The 23,762-nt window shown below is 36.4% G+C and carries 24 protein-coding genes; 16 read left to right on the top strand and 8 right to left on the bottom strand.

Annotated elements, in window-relative coordinates; all coding sequences use genetic code 11:
- Positions 1-164 precede the first annotated feature (164 nt).
- The 9 genes from HCH28_RS21115 to HCH28_RS21075 all read left to right on the top strand — a co-directional run bounded on the left by HCH28_RS21115 (position 165) and on the right by HCH28_RS21075 (position 7,938).
- Entirely contained in the window at positions 165-590 is a 426-nt protein-coding gene (locus HCH28_RS21115) for an acyl-CoA thioesterase (protein WP_221682957.1), read from the top strand.
- A gap of 11 nt (positions 591-601) precedes the next feature.
- On the top strand, positions 602-976 hold the full coding sequence (locus HCH28_RS21110; RefSeq protein WP_221682956.1) for a DUF423 domain-containing protein: 375 nt from the start codon (positions 602-604) through the stop codon (positions 974-976).
- Positions 977-1,138: 162 nt separating this feature from the next.
- Positions 1,139-2,470 (top strand): SPFH domain-containing protein, encoded by a 1,332-nt coding sequence (locus HCH28_RS21105; protein ID WP_221682955.1) that lies wholly within the window; start codon positions 1,139-1,141, stop codon positions 2,468-2,470.
- A gap of 14 nt (positions 2,471-2,484) precedes the next feature.
- The gene (locus tag HCH28_RS21100; protein ID WP_221682954.1) at positions 2,485-3,588 is read left to right on the top strand and encodes a TFIIB-type zinc ribbon-containing protein; all 1,104 of its coding nucleotides are present in this window, start codon (positions 2,485-2,487) and stop codon (positions 3,586-3,588) included.
- A 443-nt stretch (positions 3,589-4,031) separates the two neighbouring features.
- Positions 4,032-5,237, top strand: coding sequence for an EAL-associated domain-containing protein (locus tag HCH28_RS21095; RefSeq protein WP_036076413.1), 1,206 nt, complete (start codon positions 4,032-4,034; stop codon positions 5,235-5,237).
- Between the two features lie 310 nt (positions 5,238-5,547).
- On the top strand, positions 5,548-6,186 hold the full coding sequence (locus HCH28_RS21090) for a copper amine oxidase N-terminal domain-containing protein (protein ID WP_221682953.1): 639 nt from the start codon (positions 5,548-5,550) through the stop codon (positions 6,184-6,186).
- A 16-nt stretch (positions 6,187-6,202) separates the two neighbouring features.
- Positions 6,203-6,460: a hypothetical protein gene (locus tag HCH28_RS21085; protein WP_221682952.1), complete on the top strand. Its 258-nt coding sequence runs from the start codon at positions 6,203-6,205 to the stop codon at positions 6,458-6,460.
- 28 nt (positions 6,461-6,488) lie between these two features.
- Positions 6,489-7,394 carry an FAD:protein FMN transferase gene (locus tag HCH28_RS21080; protein WP_221682951.1) on the top strand — a complete coding sequence of 302 codons (906 nt, stop codon included), beginning with the start codon at positions 6,489-6,491 and terminating at the stop codon, positions 7,392-7,394.
- Positions 7,384-7,938, top strand: coding sequence for a ferric reductase-like transmembrane domain-containing protein (locus HCH28_RS21075; protein WP_221682950.1), 555 nt, complete (start codon positions 7,384-7,386; stop codon positions 7,936-7,938). Before HCH28_RS21080 ends, HCH28_RS21075 begins: the two co-directional genes overlap by 11 nt.
- 140 nt (positions 7,939-8,078) lie before the next feature.
- On the opposite strand, the gene HCH28_RS21070 is transcribed toward HCH28_RS21075, so the two are convergent.
- Positions 8,079-9,326, bottom strand: a complete 1,248-nt coding sequence (locus HCH28_RS21070; protein ID WP_221682949.1) for a sensor histidine kinase — start codon at positions 9,324-9,326, stop codon at positions 8,079-8,081.
- A gap of 1 nt (position 9,327) precedes the next feature.
- The gene (locus HCH28_RS21065; protein ID WP_221682948.1) at positions 9,328-9,993 is read right to left on the bottom strand and encodes a response regulator transcription factor; all 666 of its coding nucleotides are present in this window, start codon (positions 9,991-9,993) and stop codon (positions 9,328-9,330) included.
- A 216-nt stretch (positions 9,994-10,209) separates the two neighbouring features.
- Between HCH28_RS21065 and HCH28_RS21060 the strand changes: the two genes are divergently transcribed.
- Together HCH28_RS21060 and HCH28_RS21055 are read left to right on the top strand one after the other, a co-directional pair.
- Positions 10,210-10,761, top strand: a complete 552-nt coding sequence (locus tag HCH28_RS21060) for a hypothetical protein (protein ID WP_221682947.1) — start codon at positions 10,210-10,212, stop codon at positions 10,759-10,761.
- A 669-nt stretch (positions 10,762-11,430) separates the two neighbouring features.
- Entirely contained in the window at positions 11,431-11,823 is a 393-nt protein-coding gene (locus tag HCH28_RS21055; RefSeq protein WP_221682946.1) for a RidA family protein, read from the top strand.
- A gap of 52 nt (positions 11,824-11,875) precedes the next feature.
- Here HCH28_RS21055 and HCH28_RS21050 read toward each other — a convergent pair whose 3' ends face one another.
- Complete coding sequence (locus HCH28_RS21050; protein ID WP_221682945.1) at positions 11,876-12,127, bottom strand: hypothetical protein; 252 nt, start codon at positions 12,125-12,127, stop codon at positions 11,876-11,878.
- Positions 12,128-12,552: 425 nt separating this feature from the next.
- Between HCH28_RS21050 and HCH28_RS21045 the strand changes: the two genes are divergently transcribed.
- Positions 12,553-13,407 (top strand): malate synthase, encoded by an 855-nt coding sequence (locus HCH28_RS21045; protein WP_221682944.1) that lies wholly within the window; start codon positions 12,553-12,555, stop codon positions 13,405-13,407.
- A 359-nt stretch (positions 13,408-13,766) separates the two neighbouring features.
- On the opposite strand, the gene HCH28_RS21040 is transcribed toward HCH28_RS21045, so the two are convergent.
- Entirely contained in the window at positions 13,767-14,813 is a 1,047-nt protein-coding gene (locus HCH28_RS21040) for a DUF418 domain-containing protein (protein ID WP_221682943.1), read from the bottom strand.
- A 90-nt stretch (positions 14,814-14,903) separates the two neighbouring features.
- Positions 14,904-15,857 (bottom strand): helix-turn-helix transcriptional regulator, encoded by a 954-nt coding sequence (locus tag HCH28_RS21035; RefSeq protein WP_221682942.1) that lies wholly within the window; start codon positions 15,855-15,857, stop codon positions 14,904-14,906.
- A gap of 101 nt (positions 15,858-15,958) precedes the next feature.
- On the opposite strand from HCH28_RS21035, the gene HCH28_RS21030 reads away from it, so the two are divergent.
- Positions 15,959-16,489: a dihydrofolate reductase family protein gene (locus tag HCH28_RS21030; RefSeq protein WP_221682941.1), complete on the top strand. Its 531-nt coding sequence runs from the start codon at positions 15,959-15,961 to the stop codon at positions 16,487-16,489.
- A gap of 14 nt (positions 16,490-16,503) precedes the next feature.
- On the opposite strand, the gene HCH28_RS21025 is transcribed toward HCH28_RS21030, so the two are convergent.
- Positions 16,504-17,511, bottom strand: coding sequence for a serine hydrolase domain-containing protein (locus HCH28_RS21025; protein WP_221682940.1), 1,008 nt, complete (start codon positions 17,509-17,511; stop codon positions 16,504-16,506).
- 140 nt (positions 17,512-17,651) lie between these two features.
- On the opposite strand from HCH28_RS21025, the gene HCH28_RS21020 reads away from it, so the two are divergent.
- Positions 17,652-18,173, top strand: a complete 522-nt coding sequence (locus HCH28_RS21020) for an AAA family ATPase (RefSeq protein ID WP_221682939.1) — start codon at positions 17,652-17,654, stop codon at positions 18,171-18,173.
- Positions 18,174-18,204: 31 nt separating this feature from the next.
- On the opposite strand, the gene ku is transcribed toward HCH28_RS21020, so the two are convergent.
- Positions 18,205-19,026 carry a non-homologous end joining protein Ku gene (gene ku / locus HCH28_RS21015; RefSeq protein WP_221682938.1) on the bottom strand — a complete coding sequence of 274 codons (822 nt, stop codon included), beginning with the start codon at positions 19,024-19,026 and terminating at the stop codon, positions 18,205-18,207.
- A gap of 106 nt (positions 19,027-19,132) precedes the next feature.
- Between ku and HCH28_RS21010 the strand changes: the two genes are divergently transcribed.
- Positions 19,133-20,950: a DNA ligase D gene (locus HCH28_RS21010; protein WP_221682937.1), complete on the top strand. Its 1,818-nt coding sequence runs from the start codon at positions 19,133-19,135 to the stop codon at positions 20,948-20,950.
- A gap of 216 nt (positions 20,951-21,166) precedes the next feature.
- Here the strand turns inward: HCH28_RS21010 and HCH28_RS21005 are convergent, their stop codons facing one another.
- Entirely contained in the window at positions 21,167-22,129 is a 963-nt protein-coding gene (locus HCH28_RS21005; RefSeq protein ID WP_221682936.1) for an MBL fold metallo-hydrolase, read from the bottom strand.
- A 138-nt stretch (positions 22,130-22,267) separates the two neighbouring features.
- Here HCH28_RS21005 and HCH28_RS21000 point away from each other — a divergent pair, with 138 nt between their 5' ends.
- Positions 22,268-23,743 (top strand): methyl-accepting chemotaxis protein, encoded by a 1,476-nt coding sequence (locus HCH28_RS21000; RefSeq protein ID WP_221682935.1) that lies wholly within the window; start codon positions 22,268-22,270, stop codon positions 23,741-23,743.
- Positions 23,744-23,762 lie beyond the last annotated feature (19 nt).

Here is a 23,762-nt window from a genome sequence, read left to right as displayed (position 1 = left end):
GGTACAACGGGTAAAAACGGAAACCAACATTTTTTACCAAATATATTTCTGAATCTAATTTCAAATTTTTGCAAAGTTAAATTTTTTAACCTTTTCTAATCAATAGAGCAAAAACCCCACCAAATCAACACTTTTACGCTATAATGTAGGACGAGGTGAAGAAAATGTTTGTGAGTGAGAAACAGATTGAAATACGGTACGCAGAGACAGACCAGATGGGCGTGGTGTACCATGCGAACTACATCATTTGGATGGAAATTGGGCGTACCCAGCTTGTAAGTGATGCTGGCTTTGAGTATGCTGCATTAGAAAAAGATGGCTATGTATCGCCTGTGATGGATTTATCGATTTCATATAAAGCAGCCATGCATTATGGACAAGTGGCGACGGTGCGCACTTGGGTAGAAAAGCATGATCGTTTACGAACTACGTATGGCTATGAAATTTTACATGAGGATGGCACGGTAGCAGCCACAGCTCAATCCGTACATATTCTTGCGCACAAGGATTCATTGCGACCGGTATCTTTAAGTAAGATTGACCCTGCTTGGGATGCCAAATATAAAGAAATTGCCCTTGAGGCAAAATAGGAGAACAATAGATGGAAATGTTTCTAGCTTTAGGCGCTATTTTGGCAGCTCTTGGTGTTGTTTTAGGTGCTTTTGGTGCACATGCACTCAAGGATAAGTTTGCCTCGCCGCATTATGCAGCCGTTTGGGAAACGGCTGTGCAATATCAGATGTATCATGCTTTAGGGATTTTAGCCCTTGGCATTCTATCCAATGATGCATTTTTAGGAAGCTCTAGTCTACTTTCCTGGGCAGGCTACTTGATGTTTACAGGGATTGTATTCTTCTCTGGTAGTCTATATGTGCTTGCCGTGACAGGTGTGAAAAAGCTAGGTGCGATTACGCCAATTGGTGGCATGTTATTTATTGTTGCGTGGGTGCTTGTTATAATAGCTGCCTTATCCTGATACAGAAAAAGTAACGAGAACGTTCTGATGATTTATATCATAGGAGCTTCTCGTTTTTTAGTTGAAAGGAAGAAAATGAAACAATTTGTCTGATTTTGCGTATTACATAATATTAAGAGATGTTAAAATAAGCTAAACATCAATGTGAAGGTGGGAATATTTATGGGTTTATTGAAAGCAGGCGTTGGGGCATTAACAGGTGTTTTAGAGGATCAATGGCGTGAGTATTTTTATTGTGAGGCATTATCCTCAGATGTTCTAGTAACTAAGGGTGTTAAACGCACTTCTAAACGAGGTTCAAATAAAGGAAATGACAACATTATTAGCAATGGCTCCATTATTGCCGTCAATGAAGGGCAATGTATGATGATTGTTGAACAGGGGAAAGTTGTAGAGTTTTCTTCAGAAGCTGGGGAATATGTCTATGATACATCAACAGAACCTTCGATTATGTACGGCTCAGATTTATCCCAGGGCATAATAGAAACATTTAAACAGATAGGCAAGCGTTTTACATTTGGTGGGGAACCTGCTAAAGATCAGCGAGTTTATTATTTTAATAAAAAGGAGATTGTTGGGAATAAATATGGCACTCCCGCACCAATTCCATTCCGTGTTATTGATCGTAATATTGGATTAGATATTGACATTGCCATTCGTTGTCATGGTGAGTATTCTTACAGAATCATTGATCCGTTATTATTCTATACAAATGTATGTGGAAATGTAGAGCGTGAATTTACACGAGAGGCCATTGATAGCCAGTTAAAATCAGAATTAATGACAGCGTTACAGCCAGCATTTGCACAAATTTCAGCAAGTGGCGTTCGTTATAGTGAAATACCCGCGCATACGGTTGCGTTAGCAGACGCACTCAATAAGGTATTATCAGAAAAGTGGCTTGCTACACGTGGTTTAGCTGTTGTGTCATTTGGGATTAGTACCCTTAAGGCTTCTGAGGAAGACGAAGCCATGATAAAACAACTACAACGCAATGCGGTCATGCGTGATCCAGGTATGGCTGCTGCCCATTTAACAGGCGCTCAGGCAGAAGCGATGATTGCAGCTGCTAACAATGATGGTGGCGCTATGGCAGGCTTTATGGGGATGAATATGGCTGCACAAGCAGGTGGAGTCAATGCTGGTCAGCTTTATCAAATGAATGAGCAAAATAAGCAAGCGCAAATGGCTCAGGCTGCGATGCAAAATCAATCAGCCAAAGCACCTGGTACATGGACATGTGCATGTGGTCAAGACAACACAGGGAAATTCTGTTCAAATTGCGGCGCAGCAAAACCAGCGGAAGAGGGCTGGTCATGTACATGTGGAGCGGTGAATAAAGGAAAATTTTGTAGCGAGTGTGGCTCTAAAAAACCAGCTGATGCTTTACTCTACGCATGTGATAAATGTGGGTGGGCACCAGAGGACCCTGCCAATCCGCCTAAATTCTGTCCAGAATGCGGCGATGTTTTTGATGAAAAGGATGTCAAGTAAGGAGATGATGACCTATGTCAACGCAAGAAGTTGAACATGTCAAACAAGTAAAACTTGACTTTGATGCAGAATGTCCGTCCTGTAGTGCATCAATTGAGTTTAATCCTGCTACAGGTAAGCTGACTTGTCCGTATTGTGGATTTGAATCTGAAATTGCAACCCCTGAACAAGAAGAGGAAAAGGTTGCTCAGGAAATGGATTTCTTAAAAGCAGAGGAACGTGGGAATTTCAATTGGGGCGTGGAGAAGAAAACAGTTATTTGTAAAGCTTGTGCGGCCGAGACAATTTATGATGCCCTGCAGGTCGCTGACAGTTGTCCTTACTGCGGCTCAAATCAGGTCATGGAAGCGAGCGCTGAAAATACGCTTGCTCCCAATGGCGTATGTGCTTTTGAAGTAACGGATAAGCAGGCAGGAGAACATTTTCAGAAATGGATCAAAGGTCGATGGTTTACACCAAAGGCTGCCAAAATAAGTGCAAGGCCTGATGCCTTTAAAGGGGTATACCTCCCGTATTGGACGTTTGATTCAAAAACAAGCTCTAGATACTCCGCAAGATATGGACGACATCGAACGGTTACGGATAAAGATGGTAAAACGCATACTGAAACAGATTGGTATTCAACAAGTGGTTTTTATCAGGAATTTATAGACGATCATTTAGTGAGTGCCACAACACGCTATGATCGGGACATGATGCGAAAAATTGAACCATTTAATCTTCTTAATAATAAGGCCTATAAACCCCAATATGTAGCTGGATTTTTATCAGAGCGTTACAGTGTTGGTTTGCAGGATGGCTGGAGCCAAGCAAAAAGTGAAATCCATGATCATCTCCATGCGCAGATTACGTCCAAAATTCGTTGGGAAAATAGTGCGGATGTAGTATCCAATCTACGTTTTTCCACAAACCATGATGATATTACATACAAATATTTAATGTTACCCATTTGGTTATCTTCTTTCCGCTATAAGGAGAAGGTTTACCGCTTTATGGTGAATGGACAAACGGGTCGAGTTGGCGGCAATGCTCCTATCTCGCCGCTTCGCGTAACAATTGCTGTTATTTTATCCTTAGCAGTAATCGCTCTGATTTGGTATTTCTTTATGTCTGAATAATAATAAACAGTATGCCAGTAGGAGCCTTTTGTTGTCCTTTTGGGATACTGTTTTTTTCATAGAATTGTCCTTAAATACTGGGTAAATGACTGAATTAATTGACTGGTATAGGATAATCATCATCCATTATCACGGCTGTCATTGCGTCAAGTTGCATAGATTAAAGGGAGAGTAAAATATCAGAACAGCCTTGGTTGGACAAAAGCATAACGTTGCAAGATGGTGTAACAAGCAACCTACTATGTAGGAAAGTCGTTAGAAATAATGCAATTATGGTGGTTAAAAATTAGGACGTATTTCCATTAATGATGAGAAGTGAAGTTGCGATTTTACTTTAAACAACTTATTATACAGTCAGAGAGCATTTTTTAAGCTAGTCATGATAAATGTAATGTTATTTTTGAATAACAACGAAAACGTTATTCATATTGGAGGTTTCGATGATGGACGCAATTGAAGTGTTAACAAATTTAGATCAAATACATGGGTATTATCAACCGATATTTAGCGCAGACGCGCATACGGTGATTGCCTACGAAATTTCCGGATATCTACAAATTCAAGGTCAGCAAATTAATTTAAAGGATTTCGTCAACAATGAAGATATTCCAGAAGAATATCGAATTGATATGGAACACAAAATTTTACATGCGGCATTAGCCAAAATTGATGAAATTGCACCAGAAATTGATATTTATATTCCAAGCAATCCAAATTTATTGATGCAAGATTTTGGTGAAAGTCATTTTAATATTATCCAACAATATATAGAGGAAAAAGATTTACAGCGTATCGTACTTGTCGTATCAGAGCATCGTTTTATAGGGGATATTAACAAATTACATCACGCCCTACGCTATTTTACGACGTTTGGGGTGAAAATTGCCGTACAGGAAGTAGGAGCCGAAAGTCACTTAGAGCATATTGCGCTATTGGCCCCACATATCTTAAAAGTCAATACACGTGATTTAAATTACGATTCTTGGTCCGCTCAATCGGACATGATTTCTGCCATTGGTAGCCTAGCTTATAAAATTGGAGCGAATCTATTATTTGAAGATATTGAAACGGTTTATCAGCTACAATTTGCATGGAAAAATGGTGGTAGATTTTATCAAGGGCCATACCTAGCTAATCCAGCTATGACTTTTGTTGATAAGGATATATTAAAGGAACGTTTTAAAAAAGAATGCCAGCAATTTATTACTTCCGAAAAGAAAATGCTGGAGGCGCAATATTTGCAGTTGAAAAAATTAAGGGAGGAATTAGAGGCGATTGTTCACCGTGTGAAACCAACAAGCGACAATGTCTCCCATTTAGAGTACTTAGCTGAATTATTGGATAACTACTCCTTCCGTCTCTATATTTGTAATGAGGACGGATTCCAGTTAACGCCTAACGTTATGCGAATTGATGGGAATTGGGAGCTACAGCCACGTGCCATCAATAAAAATTGGAGCTGGCGTCCTTATTTCCTTCAAACAATTATCAAAATGCGCAACGATCAAAGTGGGGAAATCTCTGAATTGTATCGGGATATAGAAACAGGAGAAATTACAAGAACATTCTCCATTGCGATCAACGAGCATGAATATTTGTTTGTTGACCTTTCCTATGACTATCTTTATGAGCACAAAATCTTTAGATGATATTAGTAATTTCTTTAATGACAACATATCAGGAGTACAATTGCAATTCGATATATTTAGTGAACTAGGTATGATGGGAGAATCCTAAAAGCCTAGTAAAATACTGAAGTTGCCTTCTATTTTTGTAGAAGGCAATTTTTTTGATTTCAATCAGGAATGCTATTTAAATTCTCATAGAAAATTACCTACCTCTATCGAAACAAAAATGGCAAGCAATACATTTGTTAAATTTGTATTGAATGATTTTGTTTTTTCAGTATTTTTTCATTTAGCTTAATTAAGATGGAAATAACATAAAGGAGCTGAAAAAATGAGGATTATCAAAATACTTCTAATTATGATTTTAATTTGGCCATTTGTTGATACCAAAATAGCAAAAGCGGATGATGAAAATGATTATAAAAAATACGAGGGTGATGTTCATAAAAAGCACGATGATGATTATGAAGAGGAAGATGATGATTATGATTATGATTATTATAAAGAAGAGGATGAATACGATTATTATGATCAAAGATACCTTGAAACAAATAGTAATACATGGAATATTTGGACAAGATCGACTTATGTAAATAAAGGAGAGTTACCTTTGAAAGAAGCGAAAGAAATTCAGTTAAAACTAGAAAATAATACAATGTCTCTTTACTTGATTCCTTTAGATGGGGAAATATATGTGCCAGGTAAAATTATTGCTGAACTTTTAGGTGCAAAAGTAATTAATTATGATAATAGTAAAATATTAGAAATTAATAAAGGTGATACAGAATTAATTTTTCGTGCGGGGACAAATGTTGTGTACTATAACGAGATAAAATCACCGATACCAGCTGTTACATTTTATTTGAATGATAATATATATGTTCCAATTAGTGTAATTTCAAATGGTTTGGGCTATGTGGCTGAATGGCAAGAAATGAATAACTCTGTTTTATTTAAGTTTTTAAAGTAAAAAAGGAGATGATTAAATGAAAGATCAAAAGAAAGCTAAATGGATATTAGGTACCTCTGGAGTAATATTATCTTCTTTACTATTAACGCAATTTAATAATGTTCCATCAGATACAAACATAGCTGATCTAAATTTGACAAATGAACAATCAAAAAAAATGTCAGACCGAGAAAGGGAACTTGTTCAATTGGATTGGACAAATTTTGAAATTGTGGGAGTGAATCAACTACAACAAAATAAAATCCGTACCGATCGAACTACCAAACGATCCTAGACATAGTTTGAAGTGGAGTTGAAGTTGCTTGGATACCCTATCATTAAACACGATGAATACAAACTTTTATATTGAAATTGCTGGAACACAAAAAAATGATTGGAAAGACAAAGTGGTGAAATGGTTGCAATACGTTGCAAGAGAGTGGTCAAGATTTGAGCCAAATAATGAGTTAAATCAAATTAATCAACTAAAGGTAGGAGAAATCGGCAGAATTTCTCCTGCATTATACGATTGTTTAAAAGAAGCAGATAACTATTATACATTAACTAATAATATATTTTCTCCGTATTTAAAATTACATTTAGAACAACATGGGTATGATCGATCCTTTCCTTTTCAAGAATCAACGTATAAGCCAATACAAATAGAAAAAAAGGCAAATAAGCCATTTCTTTTTTTGGATCACAATGAAGTTTTAAAAACGGATAATCAATTAATTGATTTAGGTGGATTTGCCAAAGGATACGTAGTTGAAAAAATAGCTGATTGGCTTAGACAGGTTTCTCCAGAGTTTGGAATTGTAGATGGTGGTGGAGATATGAAAATGTGGTCGTCAGGTAAAAAGACATGGACCATTGGGATTGCTCATCCATTTCATATACACGAAGAGATCAGTACAATTAGAATTCAAAATGGAGCAATTGCCACTTCAAATCGTATATTTAGAAGTTGGAAACAGCAGGGGAAAGAAAAGCATCACTTATTAGATGGAAGAACTGGAGAGGTAATCATTAGCCCTATCCTTCAAACAACAATAATAACAAACTCATTATGTCAAGCAGAAGTGGCAACAAAACTTGCTTTTTTATTAAATGAACAAGAATTACAAGTATGGTTTGACAAACTACAGATGCCTTGTGCTTGCTTGATAGCAAAAGATGATGGAAGTATATATTGGTTGAAAGGAGGAGAAAAGTTAGATGTTATTTAGTACTTGGGAATGGATTCGATTATTAGGGCTTTTAAGTTATTTTTACTTCAGTATGTCCATTTTTTTTGGTTTACTAAGGAAATCTTCTACTCTCAAGTCCAATAAAAACTTGTACTTTCAATTACATCAAATGAGTGGATGGATGGGATTTATAACTGTTATTGTACATTTACTTTTACTAATGATTGATCAATACGAACCCTATACTATTTCTGATATCGTATTACCTTTTAGCGCTAACTATCAGGCATTGTTGTCTGGGCTGGGAACCATAGCTTTTTATTTATTTTTAATAGTTCTTGTAACATCAGATATATGGATAAATAAAATGAAATTCTCACTTTGGAAGAAGATGCATTTTCTTGTTTTACCTGCTTGGATATTATCACTTATTCATGGGCTATTCATTGGTACTGACACTAATCAAATGTTAGTAATTTTATTTTATAGTAGTACGGTAATGGTTATAATTATCGCACTACTTGTAAGGTTGATGAGTGATGGGTTTAAGAAGAAAGATCAAAAGCAAGGGGTTAGCAAGTAAGCGGTGCTTGAATGGAGGAAAGGCAGTTTCTCCATGTTAGCTAGGCTGCCAAAGTAGCTCAAAAAATAAACTAGTTGAATGGCACTACTGGTTCATGTAATGCCATTCTATGGTTTATCCATCATGTAACGATAAATAGCCTACTTTTTATTATAAAGAGGAAATTGAATACAAAATGTTGTACCTTTTTCCAACTCGCTTTGAACTGTTAATGTTCCTCCGTGATCTTGAACAATAGAATCAGCTATAGCAAGTCCCAGTCCTGTTCCGTTTCTGTTTCTCACAGCATCACTCCGGAAAAATCTATCAAAAATAAAAGGCAGGTCTTCCTTAGAAATCCCAATGCCTGTATCTTCAATGTAGATATATATCATTTTATCAGTTTGTAAAAGCTTTAGATAGATGGATCCTTTTTGTGTGTACTGGGCTGCATTATCTAATAATATATAAATTAATTCAGTTATATTATTTGAATTTCCAATAAATTCAACATTAGGTTGGATTTCTATTTCGAAAACGATTGTTTTTGGTAACGCTCTTTTAAACTTCCTACTAATCGTTATTAGCAACTCTGTTAAGGAGATTTTTTCTTTAGTTGATTTAATACGATTTTTGTCATGTCGGGCTAAAAATAATAGTTTATCTAATAGCTCTTTCATTAACGCTGCTTCATGCTTTAAATCTTCGATTAATTCTTTACCGAAATCACTCATATTATTAGCTTCATCAGATTCTAAAATATCGAGTGAACTATAAAATACACTTAGCGGTGTTCTTAACTCATGAGAAGCATCTGAAACAAAACTTTTTTGTTTTTCAAGTGCATGTTGAATGGGGATCATGGCTTTTCCTGCCATGTAGTAACTTAAGAATCCAATTATGATCGTAAAAATTATAATTAAAACAATAAACAGTAAAATCATTTTTTGAAAAAAATGATATTGTGATGTGGTCGATTTGCCTATAACAATATATCCTAGGAATTCATCGTTAGTCTGAATGGGTTTCGATAAAATTAAAAGATGTTTATCGCGCCAATTTAAATTTTTTACAAAACGTTTAGAAGGATTTTCCGTTTGAATGATTTTTTCTAGATCTTTAAATAAACCTTGATAGTTTTCGTCACCGTGGACTAGTATCTGGTCTTTTGTATAAATATAGTAAAAATACATACCATTTGGGTTAAATTCTAATTTCCCTTCATTATCATTTTTGTGCTCAAAAAAGTCATGATATTGTTCTTCGTAATAAGTTTCTAGTTCTTCTACTTGTTGATAATTCATTAGTTGAACTAATGAAAAATAAAGAATAATAAGAAAAGCAAAGAAAAAGCCTATAAAATAAATGGAGTTAAATAAAGTTAATTTTTTACGAGTTTTCTTAAACATGCTACCTCACTCTGTATCCTATTCCTCTAATGTTTTCAATAATGGATTTTGATCGATTATAATCGATTTTTTTACGAACTAGTTTTACTAACGCATCAAGGTTGTTGTTAGTCATTTCATGATCAAATCCCCATACTTGTGTATAAATTTGTTCTCTAGTAAGAATGATGCCTTTGTTGATAAAAAGGTACTCTAACAATAAAAATTCGTTTTTAGTTAATAGTATTTCTTGATTATCTTTATAAAGTGTCCTGGAATCCAAATATAACTTTAAATCATCAATTTGAATTATTTGATGAATGGATTTATTTTTTCTTCTTAAAATGGCACGTATTCTCGCTAAGAGTTCTTCCATTTTAAATGGTTTAACAACATAATCATCAGCACCTGCATCTAATCCAAGGATGATGTCATTGCTATCATCCTTTGCTGTTAGTATTAAAATGCCACCTTCATAACCATTTCTTCTAGCTTCTTTGCACACATCAATACCGCTTAATTCTGGCATCATCCAATCTAGAATGACGAGGTCGTAAGAATGAAATAGTATGTATTCTAATGCATGCTGACCATTATCTACAGCATCGACCTGATGAAATTCTTTTTGAATGATGTGAACAATGTTTTTCCTTAACCGATTATCATCTTCTGCTATCAGTATTTTCAACAAAGCTCCTCCTACCTTTTTTATATTCAATATAACTAATTTATAACAACATTATGAAATCCACCTGAATTTTTTGTGTGACCAATCTTCTACTTATTCTAAGCCAAAAAGAAATTTTAGTTAAATATCGTAATTTTTTCTAGTGCCGTTTTTCAGATTTTTTTCATATTGTTTGCTTAGACTAATGATGAAACTCAATATGGAAGGAGACCTCCTATGCGATATTTAAAATTTTTTGGGATAGTATTGGTAGTTATATTTTTTATGTATGATGTAAATCCCATTTATGCAGATGATATTTTTGAAGGAAAAGATGAGTATGATTATGAGGATAACGGTAGACAACAACACGAGGAAGGACGTTATGAGGATATTGGTGAATTAATTGGTTGGTGTACATTTATAGGAATTGGTGCAGCTGGTATGATTTTTCCTATTCGAACCTTCATGAAGTCTGTAATTCGTACATTCCCACAATCTAAAGGGCTATATTTATCTGCAGCAAAGTTAATAGGTAGATATCATATTCTTTTTGGCACAATGGCATTGTTGTTAGGTATAGGTCATGGGTTAATCATGTACTTTAATGAGGGTGAATTGGAGAATGAAGGAATTATTGGCTTGATTGCAATTATTCTTTTGTCTATTACTGCTATCGCAGGAATGAATTTTTTCAACTATAGAAAAAATCGAAGCTTACGAACAATCCATATCTCCATAGCCGCATTAAGTGTTATTGCAGGAGGGATTCATATTTTTATCTCTTAGTCATGTAAACATGACTCGGCTCATAATTACTCAGCTTAACATTTTTGTTGCCTATTGTATTCTTTTCTATATTTGTTTTATAAACAATGTCTTAGACAAAGAATCTCTAGTATTTGAGCTAAATGCAAAAAGATCGCACTAGGGAAGTGTGATGTGTAATTATATTTAAGTTTATAGTTCTTGTATTGGTTAAGGTATTTTTCCGTATAAGAATTCTACACCTCAACTCGCTGTAGGTGGACAAAACTTAGTCACCGACACGACCCCAAAATAACGAAAAAACTAGGTACGCCAAAGAGGGGTACCTAGTTCTATTATGCAAAGGGACACTTGGGATGGAGTGACCCTAGTACAATTTCGGAGGTGTAAGGCTAATTTAGCTTTACACTACTATATATATGTTGTGATTGCTATAGTTGAATAGTTAATTGCCTGAGAAATAATAAATGAAATGATAAATAGTTTGGGTATTTCATTGATTATCTAGGATAGAAATGGTAAAGTGAACATAACTTTAGGGACAAGGAGGAGAATTCACATGAAAAAAAGAGCTATTCGTTTTTTAAGCATGGGTATAGGGTTCTCCACAGCTGTTTTTTTCTAAAATCAACAAACGAGGGATAAGTCTGCCCTTTTTTAGAAAAATACGATCCTAAAGGAGAAAAGAATATGAAAACAAACATAATACGTAAAAATCCAATACAGGTACCTAGCCCTGTGGGGGAATATAGCCACATCACAATCATTCCGAAAGATGCAACATTGTATGCATTTTCTGGACAAATAGGGGTTGATCAAGATGATCAATTGCCTGTAGGATTAATTGAACAAACGACCAATACATTTAAAAATATTGAAACGCTTTTAGCAACTGAGGGATTGGATGCTTCTCATGTGGTAAAGGTGAATATATGGGCGACAGAGGAGATTGATTGGCATCATTTCGATCAGCAATGGGAAGTAATGTTTGGTCATTCCTATCCCTCTATGACTATTGCTTATGTATCAGCATTAGGGCTACCAGAATTAAAAATAGAGATTGAACTTTGGGCTGCTAAATAGCCTAAAAAACGACAATATCCATGTGGTATTGTCGTTTTTGTATAACATGGTATTAACGTAACATCCTTTTTAATTGTTTCATTTCATAATTTAATTCATCAATTTGCTTTTGTAGTTTGTCAATATCATTGCTATTACTTTCATTTTCCTTTTCCTTCAACTCATCTTCTAGCGCAAGACCAGCCGCAATGGTCGCTAGAGCGTCTCCAAGTGTTGTGATCGCCCCTGCAATGACAGCCAGCTTAGCTGCTTGACTCACGGATTCCAATCCCTCACTATTCCGATTATCTTTATTTTTCTTCATATAATCCTCCCTACAAAAAAGGGTATTATTTGCATTGTATGCTTAGGATAAGTAACAGGTGAAGAATTTATGGGCATCAAAGTATGTAACAAGGGAAGTTGGTTTTTATAAGGCATTTTTCAGAAGTTTATGGTCTTTTCAAAGATGATTCCAATGACATTCAGAGGATAAATGAATATTTTAACTCATGTAAAAATGAGTTGTCAATAATAAATTTGTAATTTTATTAAAAAATGTTATAATAGTATTACGATAATTTTTTATAAACGTATTTCGAATTCCGATGTCCTATTTTGCAGAAAGAATTTGGATACGTTTTTTTATTTTTTAAACGGAAAAAAATCGAAATTGTTTAAAGAAGTTATTTGGAAAAATTTACTATCTAATAGTAACTTAATTTTTATTCCATAAGGAGGACTAGATGAATGAATCTAATTAATAAGAAAGTTACACACAAGCGTTTTGGCATAGGTAGTATAGTTAATCAAAATGATTCAAGTATTGAAATCCATTTTGCATCAGAAAATAAAAGGTTTGTTTTTCCAGATGTATTTGGAAAGCACCTAACAATACATGATAAAAGTGATGCTAAGTTACTTGAGGAAATCATACAAAAAAAGGAAATTGAACGAAAAGAAGAAGAATCGCGGATGGAAGAGGTAAAAGAACTTCAACGGAAAGAACTCTTGCTTCGCTTGGAACACGAAAAACTTATGAGTAATCATAAACTTCATCCCGCATCCCAGATGGTTTTTTGGTGTGATTCAGAGGAACAGAATAGTTCTGTTTCAGAGTGGAATGTTTTTTCAGGTATATTAAAGAGTGGTAATAACAAAGGGAAGCCAAACAAGCCGAGCCGCTTGCACCAAAATAGCGCTGTCCTTTTAACAGCAAGAGATTCCAGCCAGCCTGAAAGTGATAGACGCATCTTAGGTATCTATATGGTGAATGAAAAATTCGTTGGCAAGCTGTGTGAAGATGGACATATTCCTGCCCATTCAAAATACAGAATTCAACTGACAGAGCAGGAATCGGATCAGCTGCTTTTCTGGCAATATTATATAAATGAAAAATTCCCTGAAAAAATGACATGGAAAACAGGGAAATATCGTTATTTTGAAAATTTATGGATGGCTCAAATTTTACTTGATATCATTTCATTAAAAAGTGACCCGAAAGAACGGGAGTTGGCACAACAATTCTTTAAACATTTTTGTAAAATGAATCAGATAGCAGTTCAAGAAATACCAAAGCCTACTGGCGCATTAACCCGCATTTAGAACAGTGAACCAATTTTCAAGATGAAGAGACATACTCGCTTGCAAGAGAAAAATAATGGCAATGAATACAAGTCACGGGATTTTATAATCCCGTGACTTGTATGTTTATGTCCCAGTAACTTTATTTGCTTTTAATACCTATTCCCCACAAAGTACCCCCAATGATTCACTTATTAGGTTTAATAAAAGTAAAAGAAACAGCGTTAACAATGGATTAACGCTGTTTTTAAATTAGTCACTTCGGTGACCAAATAAAATGGGGATGTGTTTCTTGCTGAAGATATGAGCAAAGATGGAAAGCGAGTAGGGTACATTACCAATATATGATGTTTACCACCAAGCTGATAGGTATTTATCCTTTACGATAAATAATCTTTCTTACTTTGTCGTAGGGGAGGAATTGTCCAATATGTCCCGATTCGCCATAGCCATTCCATAGGGCCAAAGCGGAAAAAGTATAGCCATAGCTTACTAAAGAGCAATTGGCAAACATAAATGCCTAAACAAATCCACAAAGATTCAAGATAGCGAAGTTGTCCGATTAAACAGAAAGCATGGCCAATTAAGAGAATGAGCACTGTTTGCCCCAAGTAATTAGTCAAGGCCATGCGCCCATATGCTTTTAACGGTGCCAATAGTCGCTGGAACAAGGTACTTTGTAATAATAGGATAATTGTTCCCATGTAAAAGGCAGAAGCAAATGGGCTAAACTGTAGTCCAATTAATGAAAATTGCTCGATATTTGTAATATGAGGCTCTAGCTGATCCTTGGGCAAATGTTGGATATTAACAAGAGGCTCAGGGACATACTGCCATTGATAAAACCAGCTAGCCATGCTTATAAAGCCCATTACAATCGTCACTAACCTGATTTTATTTCGATGTAACGAGATATTTTCAAATAAATGATATTGACCCGCAGCTAGACCAAGCAAAATCAGTGGAAATGGCATTAAAATTTTTAGACCAAAATAGGCGGTGATGGCTAGTAGGATGAATCCAAGGATGAGATTGATGTCTTTGCGCATTTTATAAAAAGGTAAGGCTACAAAGCCAAAGATAGCATAGACAGTTAAGGCTTCACCTGGTTGGAAATAAAAATGCACAAGCCCCATACACAGTAAAATCAAAAGTCTACGACTAAATAAGGCATAGGCTTTTTCGCCCCTTGCCTGAGCGCGTGAAATAAAGAGATAGAATCCTATTCCAAATAAAAATGAAAAAATGATAAAAAATTTACCCTCTACAAAAAGTGTTAGAAAGCGGCTATAGGCAATATCATTAGCCAATTCAGGTGGTTCAATCCACATTAATGAGGGGATATTGACTAAAATAATGCCTAGTAAGGCGAACCCTCTTAAATAATCTAATGTATCAATTCGTTTATTACTGTTGGTCGGTTGCAACGTATATCTCCTCCTTCAAAACCAATTATAAGGAAGATCTTTTAAAAGTAGTAACGATGAATGTTACGTGAATCTGACAAAATTGTCATCTTATAGAGGCTCTATTGGCTCAGGGTAAATCGCTAATAGCTCATGTGCATGCTGACGCATAAGCTGAATTAATGCTTGCGGTTCTTTAACAATCGCATGTTGTCCAAGGCGAAAGAATAGGGAGCTATTAAAGTGGAGCTCATGTTGATCGATGATCGTATCGATATAACCTGTTCCATCACTTTGATGAACAACCGCTTTTTCAAGATGGGGCTCACTTAAACATTGACGAACGCCCTCGCTTGATAATTCAACATATAAGCGAATAGGCTGCTGAGGCTCATAGTCATTTTCAAGCCATTGCTGCAAATTCATCGTCGTTTTACGGTTTGTTTCACTAACTTTTATGTTTTTAATTCGATCTACACGGAAGAGTAATATTCTTTCATTTGATAGTAGTAGCGCAGGCATATACCATAAGCCATCATGAGCGTACACGCCAATAGGCTGGATATGTTTAGAGGTGATACCAGACTTCGATTCATATTGGATATGCAATTGTGATTGGTTGATGATAGCCTCTAAAACGTCCGTTAAGAGTGGTGTTGTTATGGTTCTTTTAGGGTTCCAAAAAGCAATATAGGATTGCAGCGTATCCACCTTTTTCTTGGCTTCCTTCTGTAAGGATTCATACAGCTTGTGAGAGACAGACTTCATTTCAGTATTAAAAGGTAAATCACGATAATAGTGCAAAGACTGAAATGCAAAGAAAATGGCGACCGCCTCTTCCTCGGTAAATAATATCGGTGGGAGAATGGCATTTGATAGCACCGTATAGCCCCCATGTCTTCCTTGTTCCGCGTAAATGGGTAGCCCCATATCACTTAAATCCAAAAGGTAACGATGCACCGTTCGCACGGAAATATGGAAAGTGTCAGCAATTTCCTGCGCTGTAAATTTCTTTTGCGCACTGACAAATAGCAAAATATCAATTAATCGTTTAGCTTTGGTCATATTTTTTTCACCTTTTTATTTAATCATGCCAAGAGTTGTCATGTTTTATATTTAGTATAGAGATTGTAGAAGAGATTTTCAAAAGAAGAGGAGCTGACATGATGTCACGAGAAATACTAGTATTTATTGCAGGGAGTTTAGATGGATTTATTGCCAAGGAAAATGATGATCTACAGTGGCTAGAGGAAACAGAGGGAGAGGGTGATAATGGCTACGCTGATATGTATCAAACCATTGATACCGTCATTATGGGAAAACGAACATATGATTATATCCTAGAACATATGGAACCTTTCCCCTATTCTGATAAAAAATGCTATGTGTTCTCAACAACTCGAACTGGGGAAAATGAGCATGTGACGTTTATCCAAGAGGATGTCATCACATTTACAAAACGTTTAAAAGAGCAAGAAGGCACAAAGATTTGGATGGTAGGGGGAGGGGACATTTTGGATGCTTTTTTACAGGAGCGGCTAATTGATGAATGGATTATTACGCTTACACCGCATTTACTGGGCTCAGGAATACCCTTGTTTAAATCGCCACGTCCATTCGAAAACTTAAGGCTATTGGAAACAAAGCGATATGGTCAAATGGTACAACTGCATTATGAGGTAAGGAAAGAGGCTTAAATCAAGCCTCTTCTTTATTTGATAAAGGAACGATAGATTTCTCCTAAGAGACCTTGCATTTGATGGACGCCTGTATCGGTGTTAATCATGGCAACAAAGCCTTTGTCTAGGTGGGGGTAGGCCACTAGCATACATTGATAGCCAACGCCCCAGCCAAGCGAGGATATTTCAAGCTGCTCACCAGCACCGTCAAGAAATACACCAAGGCCCAGCCATTCTTTACAGCCCTGAGGACGAATTAGCTCATGGATTGAAGCTAAACCAAGTGTACCTTTTCCCTTTAAGGCCTGCATTACCTCTTGTAATAATTTTGCTAGATCTGACGGTGTTGTCCATAATCCACAAGCTGCATCATACGGGTAAATAGGGTATCTTTGTGCTGTTACGGTGCCATCTTTATGATGACCACTTGCTGTATTGGCAGTTGGAACTGCGGAAGAAAAAAAGCTATTTGTCATGGCTAGTGGTCGAAAAATCAGGTCAGTCATAAGTGTTGAAAAACTTGAACCCATTGTATCCTCAATTAGCAATTGAACAATACAAAAGCCAGCATCTGAATAGTGAAATTCTTGCTCGGCCTCAAAAGTACTATCGATTGGTATGGAACAATAAGGAGTTGTACCTTTTAATAAGTCGACCATCGAAGGCGTCTGCCATAGTGAATGTAAGGGAGAGAAGCTGCCTTTAGGGTCAATAATCCCCGCCTGATGACTTAACAAATGTCGTAATGTTACTTTTTTTTTCTGAGTGTAGCTATGATCTGGCATCTTCCAAGATGTAAGCTTTTGATTAATATCCTCATCTAAATCTACTATCCCTTGCTCGACCAGCTTCATCACTAAAATGCTTGTAACTAGTTTACTAATTGAACAGGCATTGAAGATGGTTTCGGTATTGATTCTGTTAGTTTTCCCGACCTCTAATAGACCAAAGCAATCTGCTTTCTGAAGCTCACCATCCTTTATATAGGCAATGCTGAGGCCAGCTATTTGTTGTTGCGACATTTGCTCAAGTATTGTCATGAATAAAGATCTCCTAGTTTTTCCTTCATCATACCATAAGAGAGAACGAACGTTCTTGGGAAACTATCGTTATGTAAGCTGAAATCTATTGTATAATAAAGGAATTATTTCTACAAAGATACATCTAATGGAGGGGTTCTGTGACAAAAGCGTTTCCACAAAAAATACATATCATTGGGTCCGTTGGCAGTGGGAAAACGACATTGGCGAGGAAATTATCTAAAACCTTGCAGATTCCTTATTATGAGCTTGATAATGTGGCATGGATGCGAAAGGAATCAGGGGATATTCTAAGAAAAGATGAAGAAAAAAAGGAGCACTTACAAACCATTCTTCAAACGAACAGTTGGATTATAGAGGGGATCCATCAGGAGGAGTGGGTTGTTGATAGCTTTCAGCAAGCTGATTGCATTATCTTTCTCGATATCCCTTATAAAATTCGAGTCTTTCGTATTTTAAAAAGATTTATGAAACAGAAAATGGGCATCGAAAAAGCTCACTATCAACCTACTTTTTCGATCTTTTTTAAAATGTTTCGTTGGAATAAACGCTTTGAAAGGGTAGGAAAGCCTAAATTCTTTAAACAGCAACATGCTGTATTGGCTAAACTTTTAATGATTCAGCGCAAAAAGGATTTAGATTCCTATTTTCGACAATTTTAAAGCGTATCCAAATGTCAGGATACGCTTGTTCTTAGGCATTTTTCTTTGTCCGTGTTGTCCGTTTTCTTGTAGCGGGCTTTTTTGTTTTTTCTAAAGAGGCCTGTAGTGCTGTCATTAAATCCGTGACATTTTCAGGAATTGGACGTTGTTTATCGCTTGTAGCGATCGAATTTGTAGCTTTCTTTTCTTCAATTAGTTCTAATAAAGCATTGCGGTAATCGTCTGTATATTTTTCAGGGTTGAATGTAGTTGTTAGCTGTTCCACTAACATGAGGGCTGTATCGAGCTCCTTTTGTACTACATCCTGTTCGCTTGGAATATTAGGTACATCGCCAATACTTCTTACCTCATCTGGATAGTGAATTGTTTCCATCACGAGGGCATTTTGATAAACACGCACGATGGCAAGCTGCTCTTTAGAGCGGATAATGATTTTGGCAATGCCAATTTTTCCTGATTGTTCTAATGTTTTTCGTAACAATGAATAGGCTTTGGCACCCGTCGAATCGGGTGATAAAAAATAGGTGCGTTCAAAATAGATGGGATCGATTTCAGTTAATTGCACAAAATCAATAATTTCCACAGCCTTATCTTCATTTTCCTTACGCAAGTTTTCTAAATCGTCTGGATCCAACACAACAAATTTATTTTTGGCATATTCATAAGCCTTCACGATATCCTCATCTTTTACCTCTTGGTTACAGCCCTCACAAACCTTTTTATAGCTAATCGGCGTATGGCAGTCTTTGTGAAGCTGACGCAATTTGACATCTTTATTTTCAGTAGCAGCATGTAGTTTCACAGGAATATTAACAAGTCCAAAGGAAATACTGCCTTTCCACACTGTATGCATTGTTGTCACCTCGTTTTTCTTACTATGATGTATTTTGAGGTTTTTTATGTATCTTAAAATGAAATCTTCAAACACTGAATATAAAAAGCAAAGTAGGTATAGCGGAATGAAACCAATGCATTTATCGGAAACAAACGATATTCCTAGTGGAGATGAATGGCTATTTGAAACGAAATATGATGGTTTTCGCTGCTTATTAGTTTGGGATGAGGAGCCGAAGCTCATTAGTAGAAATGGGCGACAATTAAATCACCTGTTTCCCGAAATTTTAGCTTTTTGTCAGCAAATATCTGCATCCATCCAAACCTTTTTACCCCTAACCTTAGATGGTGAGTTAGTTTATTTACGCAATCATTATAAAAGCGATTTTACCGTTGTTCAAAAGAGGGGGAGAATGCAAAATCAAGACGTGATTCAGGAGCACGCTCATTTGTTTCCTTTTCACTATCTAGCATTTGATGTTTTAACCCTTAAAGGAGAATCTCTCCAAAACCACTATTTAAAAACGCGTAAGGAGCAATTGGTCAAGCTTGCTACGAAGTTCAAATGGCCAAGCGTTAACTATGAGAACCCAACCCCTATCCAAGTCATACATGGTAGTGAGGAACATGAGAGCTTATGGCAGTCCATCAAGCTTTACAATGGAGAAGGCATTGTTGCTAAGAAGAAAACAAGTAAATGGCTTGAAAACATACGATCAAATCATTGGTTAAAGATAAAAAATTGGCGTTATGTCACAGTCATTGTCACACAATACGATCATAGCAATAGTTATTTTCATGGTGCAGTTTTTGAGAACAATCAATTACGAGAAGTCGTTACGTTTAAGCATGGTATGACAGAGGAAGAGCATCAAACACTTGTCAAATTCTTTCAGACTAATGGACTGCGTAAAAAGCAGTTATGGGTACTTGAGCCTTCTATTTGTGTTGATATTGCCTGTATTGATTTTGATGGTAGTAAGCTTCGTGAACCTAGATTTCATGCCTTTCGATTAGAGATGTCACCTGAGGAATGTCATTGGCTGCACATGCAACGTCAACTGTATCCTATCCCTGAATCAGTTGCTATCACACATCCAGACAAGCCTGTATGGCCAAAAATGGGTATTACAAAGGATCAATACTTGTTCTATTTGCAAAATATCTCGTCCTATTTAATGCCATTTCTAAAGGATCGCCCTCTAACGCTAATACGCTATCCACATGGTGCTCCAGGTGAAAGTTTTTATCAAAAAAGTAGGCCAGAGAAAATACCTAATTTTATGGCAACAGCTGTGATGGATGATATTGATTATATCGTGTGTAATAACTTGGAAACGTTATTGTGGCTTGGAAATCAGCTGGCATTAGAGCTCCACATTCCATTTCAAACACATCATTCTCAATACCCGACAGAAATCGTTTTCGACTTAGATCCTCCCTCAGTACAAGATTTTTCATTAGCCGTTTCAGGAGCACTTGATTTAAAGAACATTATTGATTATTTTCAGCTACAGTCCTTTGTTAAAACATCAGGTGGAAAAGGTTTACAGCTATATATTCCTTTACCAGAAAATACATTTACTTATGAAGAGGTACGTATATTTACAGAATTCGTTTGTCGCTTTTTATGTGAGCAAAAGCCAAATTTATATACAATTGAGCGTTTAAAGAAGAATCGTCATGAAAAATTATATTTAGATTATGTGCAGCATGCAGAGGGCAAGACCATCATTGCCCCGTATTCCACTCGTGGCAATGAAATGGGTTTAGTAGCCACACCGCTTCTGTGGGAGGAGGTTAATGAAAACCTAAAACCCACACTTTTTACGATTCCTTTTGTCATGGAGCGCATGAAAAAAATGAGCAATCCCTTTCAATTATTTCGTGAAGTAGGGGAGCAACAAAATTTTCAAGCAGTTCTAGATCAATTAAAGGAATGAAGACAAGGAAAAGCCTCTATATGTGGAACAGGGCATGGTCACTACTGATGAGATTTGGTGCGCTTTGATCAGAAAAGAGAGCGGGTTCACCTGAAAAAAGAGCACTTTGCGATAAAAAAAGAGCGGATTTTCCAAAAAAAAGATCGCTTCGGCCAATATTATTAGCGAATCTAAAAAAAGGTGTCCACAAAATCATTGGAGACACCTCTTTTCCTATTAAAGTGGAACCTGTGCATTTGCTTTTTCGAGGTAATCCAGTATTCCCATTGCGGACACAATGGTATCGAATGGGATGGTTTGATAGACAGGATGATCGGACGGAATGCCGTTTTCCTGTAGATAGTTGAATAAAAGTTCCTTTAAGCGAGCATCTAAGTAGTGAACTTGTTCTTGGAACTGGCTGGATGCTGCTTGCGCTTTTCTACCTTCTTCTAAAAAGAGCGGTGTCCAATAGCGCACCTGACGATAGGCTTCTGCTGGATTTTGATAAGCCCCATAGTGACCGAAGTATAATTCACTTGCTTGTAGCTTTTCGTACAATTTTAAAGATTGTTCCATTGTTTCAGGGTTGTATTGATTTGGAGAGGTGGACGGAATGATTAAATCAATTGCTTCCTCATCCATTTCGGGATAGCGAACACCTGTTGTATCACCTACAAACAAGCCATTTGTAGCGGAATAAAGCATTGAAACATGATGCTTAGCATGCCCCTCAGTATGATAAAACGTTAAATGATGTTGACCTAATTGCAAACGCTGTTCGTGATGAATTTCAATAATTCTTGCAGCGTCAATGGGCACAATTGGATCAAAAAGGCGGTCAAATTCAGCGCCATAAACCCCTTTAGCACTGAGGATAAGACGACTTGGATCAATCATATGGGCTACGCCTCGTGGATGAACCACGAATTTAGCATTGGGACAGCTTTGCAAAAATAACCCTGCTCCGCCTGCATGGTCTAAATGAATATGTGTCACGATGACATAGTCTATATCCTCTACTGCAATATTTAATTTCTGTAACCCTTCCATAATATAAGGTACAGATGGGCTGGCTGAAGTTTCAATGAGAGCTATCTTTTCATCGATTAATAGATAGGAGCTTGTTCGCTGCTCTCGACCTAAATCATGTGTATCGATACAGTAGAAATTTGGTGCGATTTGTTGGACGCTAGTCAATTTAATTTCCCCCTTTTATTTCAAAAATAAGCTAATTCTGCTTATAAATACAATATTTAGCTACAAAAAGTAGTTGTTATACTATATAATAATAGAAAATTAAACTGAATGTCTATTCATTTTTTTAGGGGGATAGTAATGGAGCATAAAATTCGTTATGATACACGAAAAGTTCATCGTGTAAATTTGGCTATTATCTTAATTTTGGCCATTCTAATATGTGGACCTATGATTCTATCAAAGGGCATACATTTTTTATTTATTGGGTTAGCTGTCATTGCCTTGGCAGTATGTAATTATTTTTTACCTATAAAAACGTATGTCAAAGGCTTTATTTTTGGCCTCATTCCATCAAGTGTTGTGTTTACCTTATTTTTGCTTGATAGCTTTTCATTAAATAAACATTATATTTTACTGTGTACAGTGGCTATTATTGCCCTGTATTTTAAAAAAGAATTGATTGTTTTCTTTGGGATTTTAACTAATCTTAGTTTTTTCATTTTATATATGGTCAACTCGTCATCCTTGTTAGGACCATTTGATGACACCATTGTCTTTGTGACACTTCTTGCAATCATGAATGGGGTCATTATTGCTTTTTATTTGCTGGCAAAATGGGGGAATGAATTGATTCAACATGCAGAAATCCAGCAAAATGAAGTGCAAGCATCCTTCAATCAACTACAAAATACATTTCAGGAAATCGAAAAGAGCAGTCAGGCATTGGACAAGCATGTCACACAATTCCAACAAACAATGCAAAAGATTTCTGGCTCTAGTAAGCAAATTTTAGTAGCAACAGAGGACATCTCTGCAAGTATTCAGCAGGAGGCATCCAGTTTACAAATGATCCACGGTACAATGGGTGACTCGGTTCATTTTGTCAATAAAACATTGACAATTTCGAAGGATACGGTCGTTAAATCTACTGAGCTACAACAAGAAGTATTAGCAGGATGGGATAAAATGCAGGATGCAATGACTCAAATGAGCGTCATGAGTCATGCGATGGGCTCAACTGCGGAAACTGTCAACGAGCTACAACATAGCCTACAAACGGTGGATAGTTTATTAAAGGGAATTACCCATATTGCAGAACAGACTAATTTATTGGCCTTAAATGCGGCAATAGAAGCGGCTAGAGCGGGAGAACACGGAAAAGGATTTGCGATTGTAGCAGATGAAGTGCGTAAGCTAGCAGAAGAAAGCGCTGCAATAACTGTCAGCATTACCAATGTGACGAAAACCTTGTTTGAAAAATCAACAGAGGCCCATAAACGTTCTGATGACGGTGAAAAGGCACTCCAGCATGGAGAACAGCTTTTACAGGATGTCAGTCATTTCTTTAATAGTTTAAAGGATTCTTTTACGGAAACGAATACAGATTTAACAAGAGGGATGCATGAATTAAGCAGTGCCATCTCACAATTCGAGGTAATCCAAAAGCAAATTGAAAAACTGAATCACATGACGGAGCAAAATGCAGCTTCTACGGGAGCTATTTTACATTCAGTGGAGGACGAAAATCAACTTCTTGTTAGCATGACAGATACCACAAACCACATTCAGGCTTTAAGCAACACGTTAAAGTCATTAGTGATGGCAAAGGTATAATAGAACCATTGATATTGAA

Source organism: Lysinibacillus sp. K60, from assembly GCF_019731275.1.
GTDB lineage: Bacteria > Bacillota > Bacilli > Bacillales_A > Planococcaceae > Lysinibacillus > Lysinibacillus capsici.
Note: the sequence above shows the minus strand (reverse complement) of the source record. Positions and strands in the feature narration are given on the sequence as shown.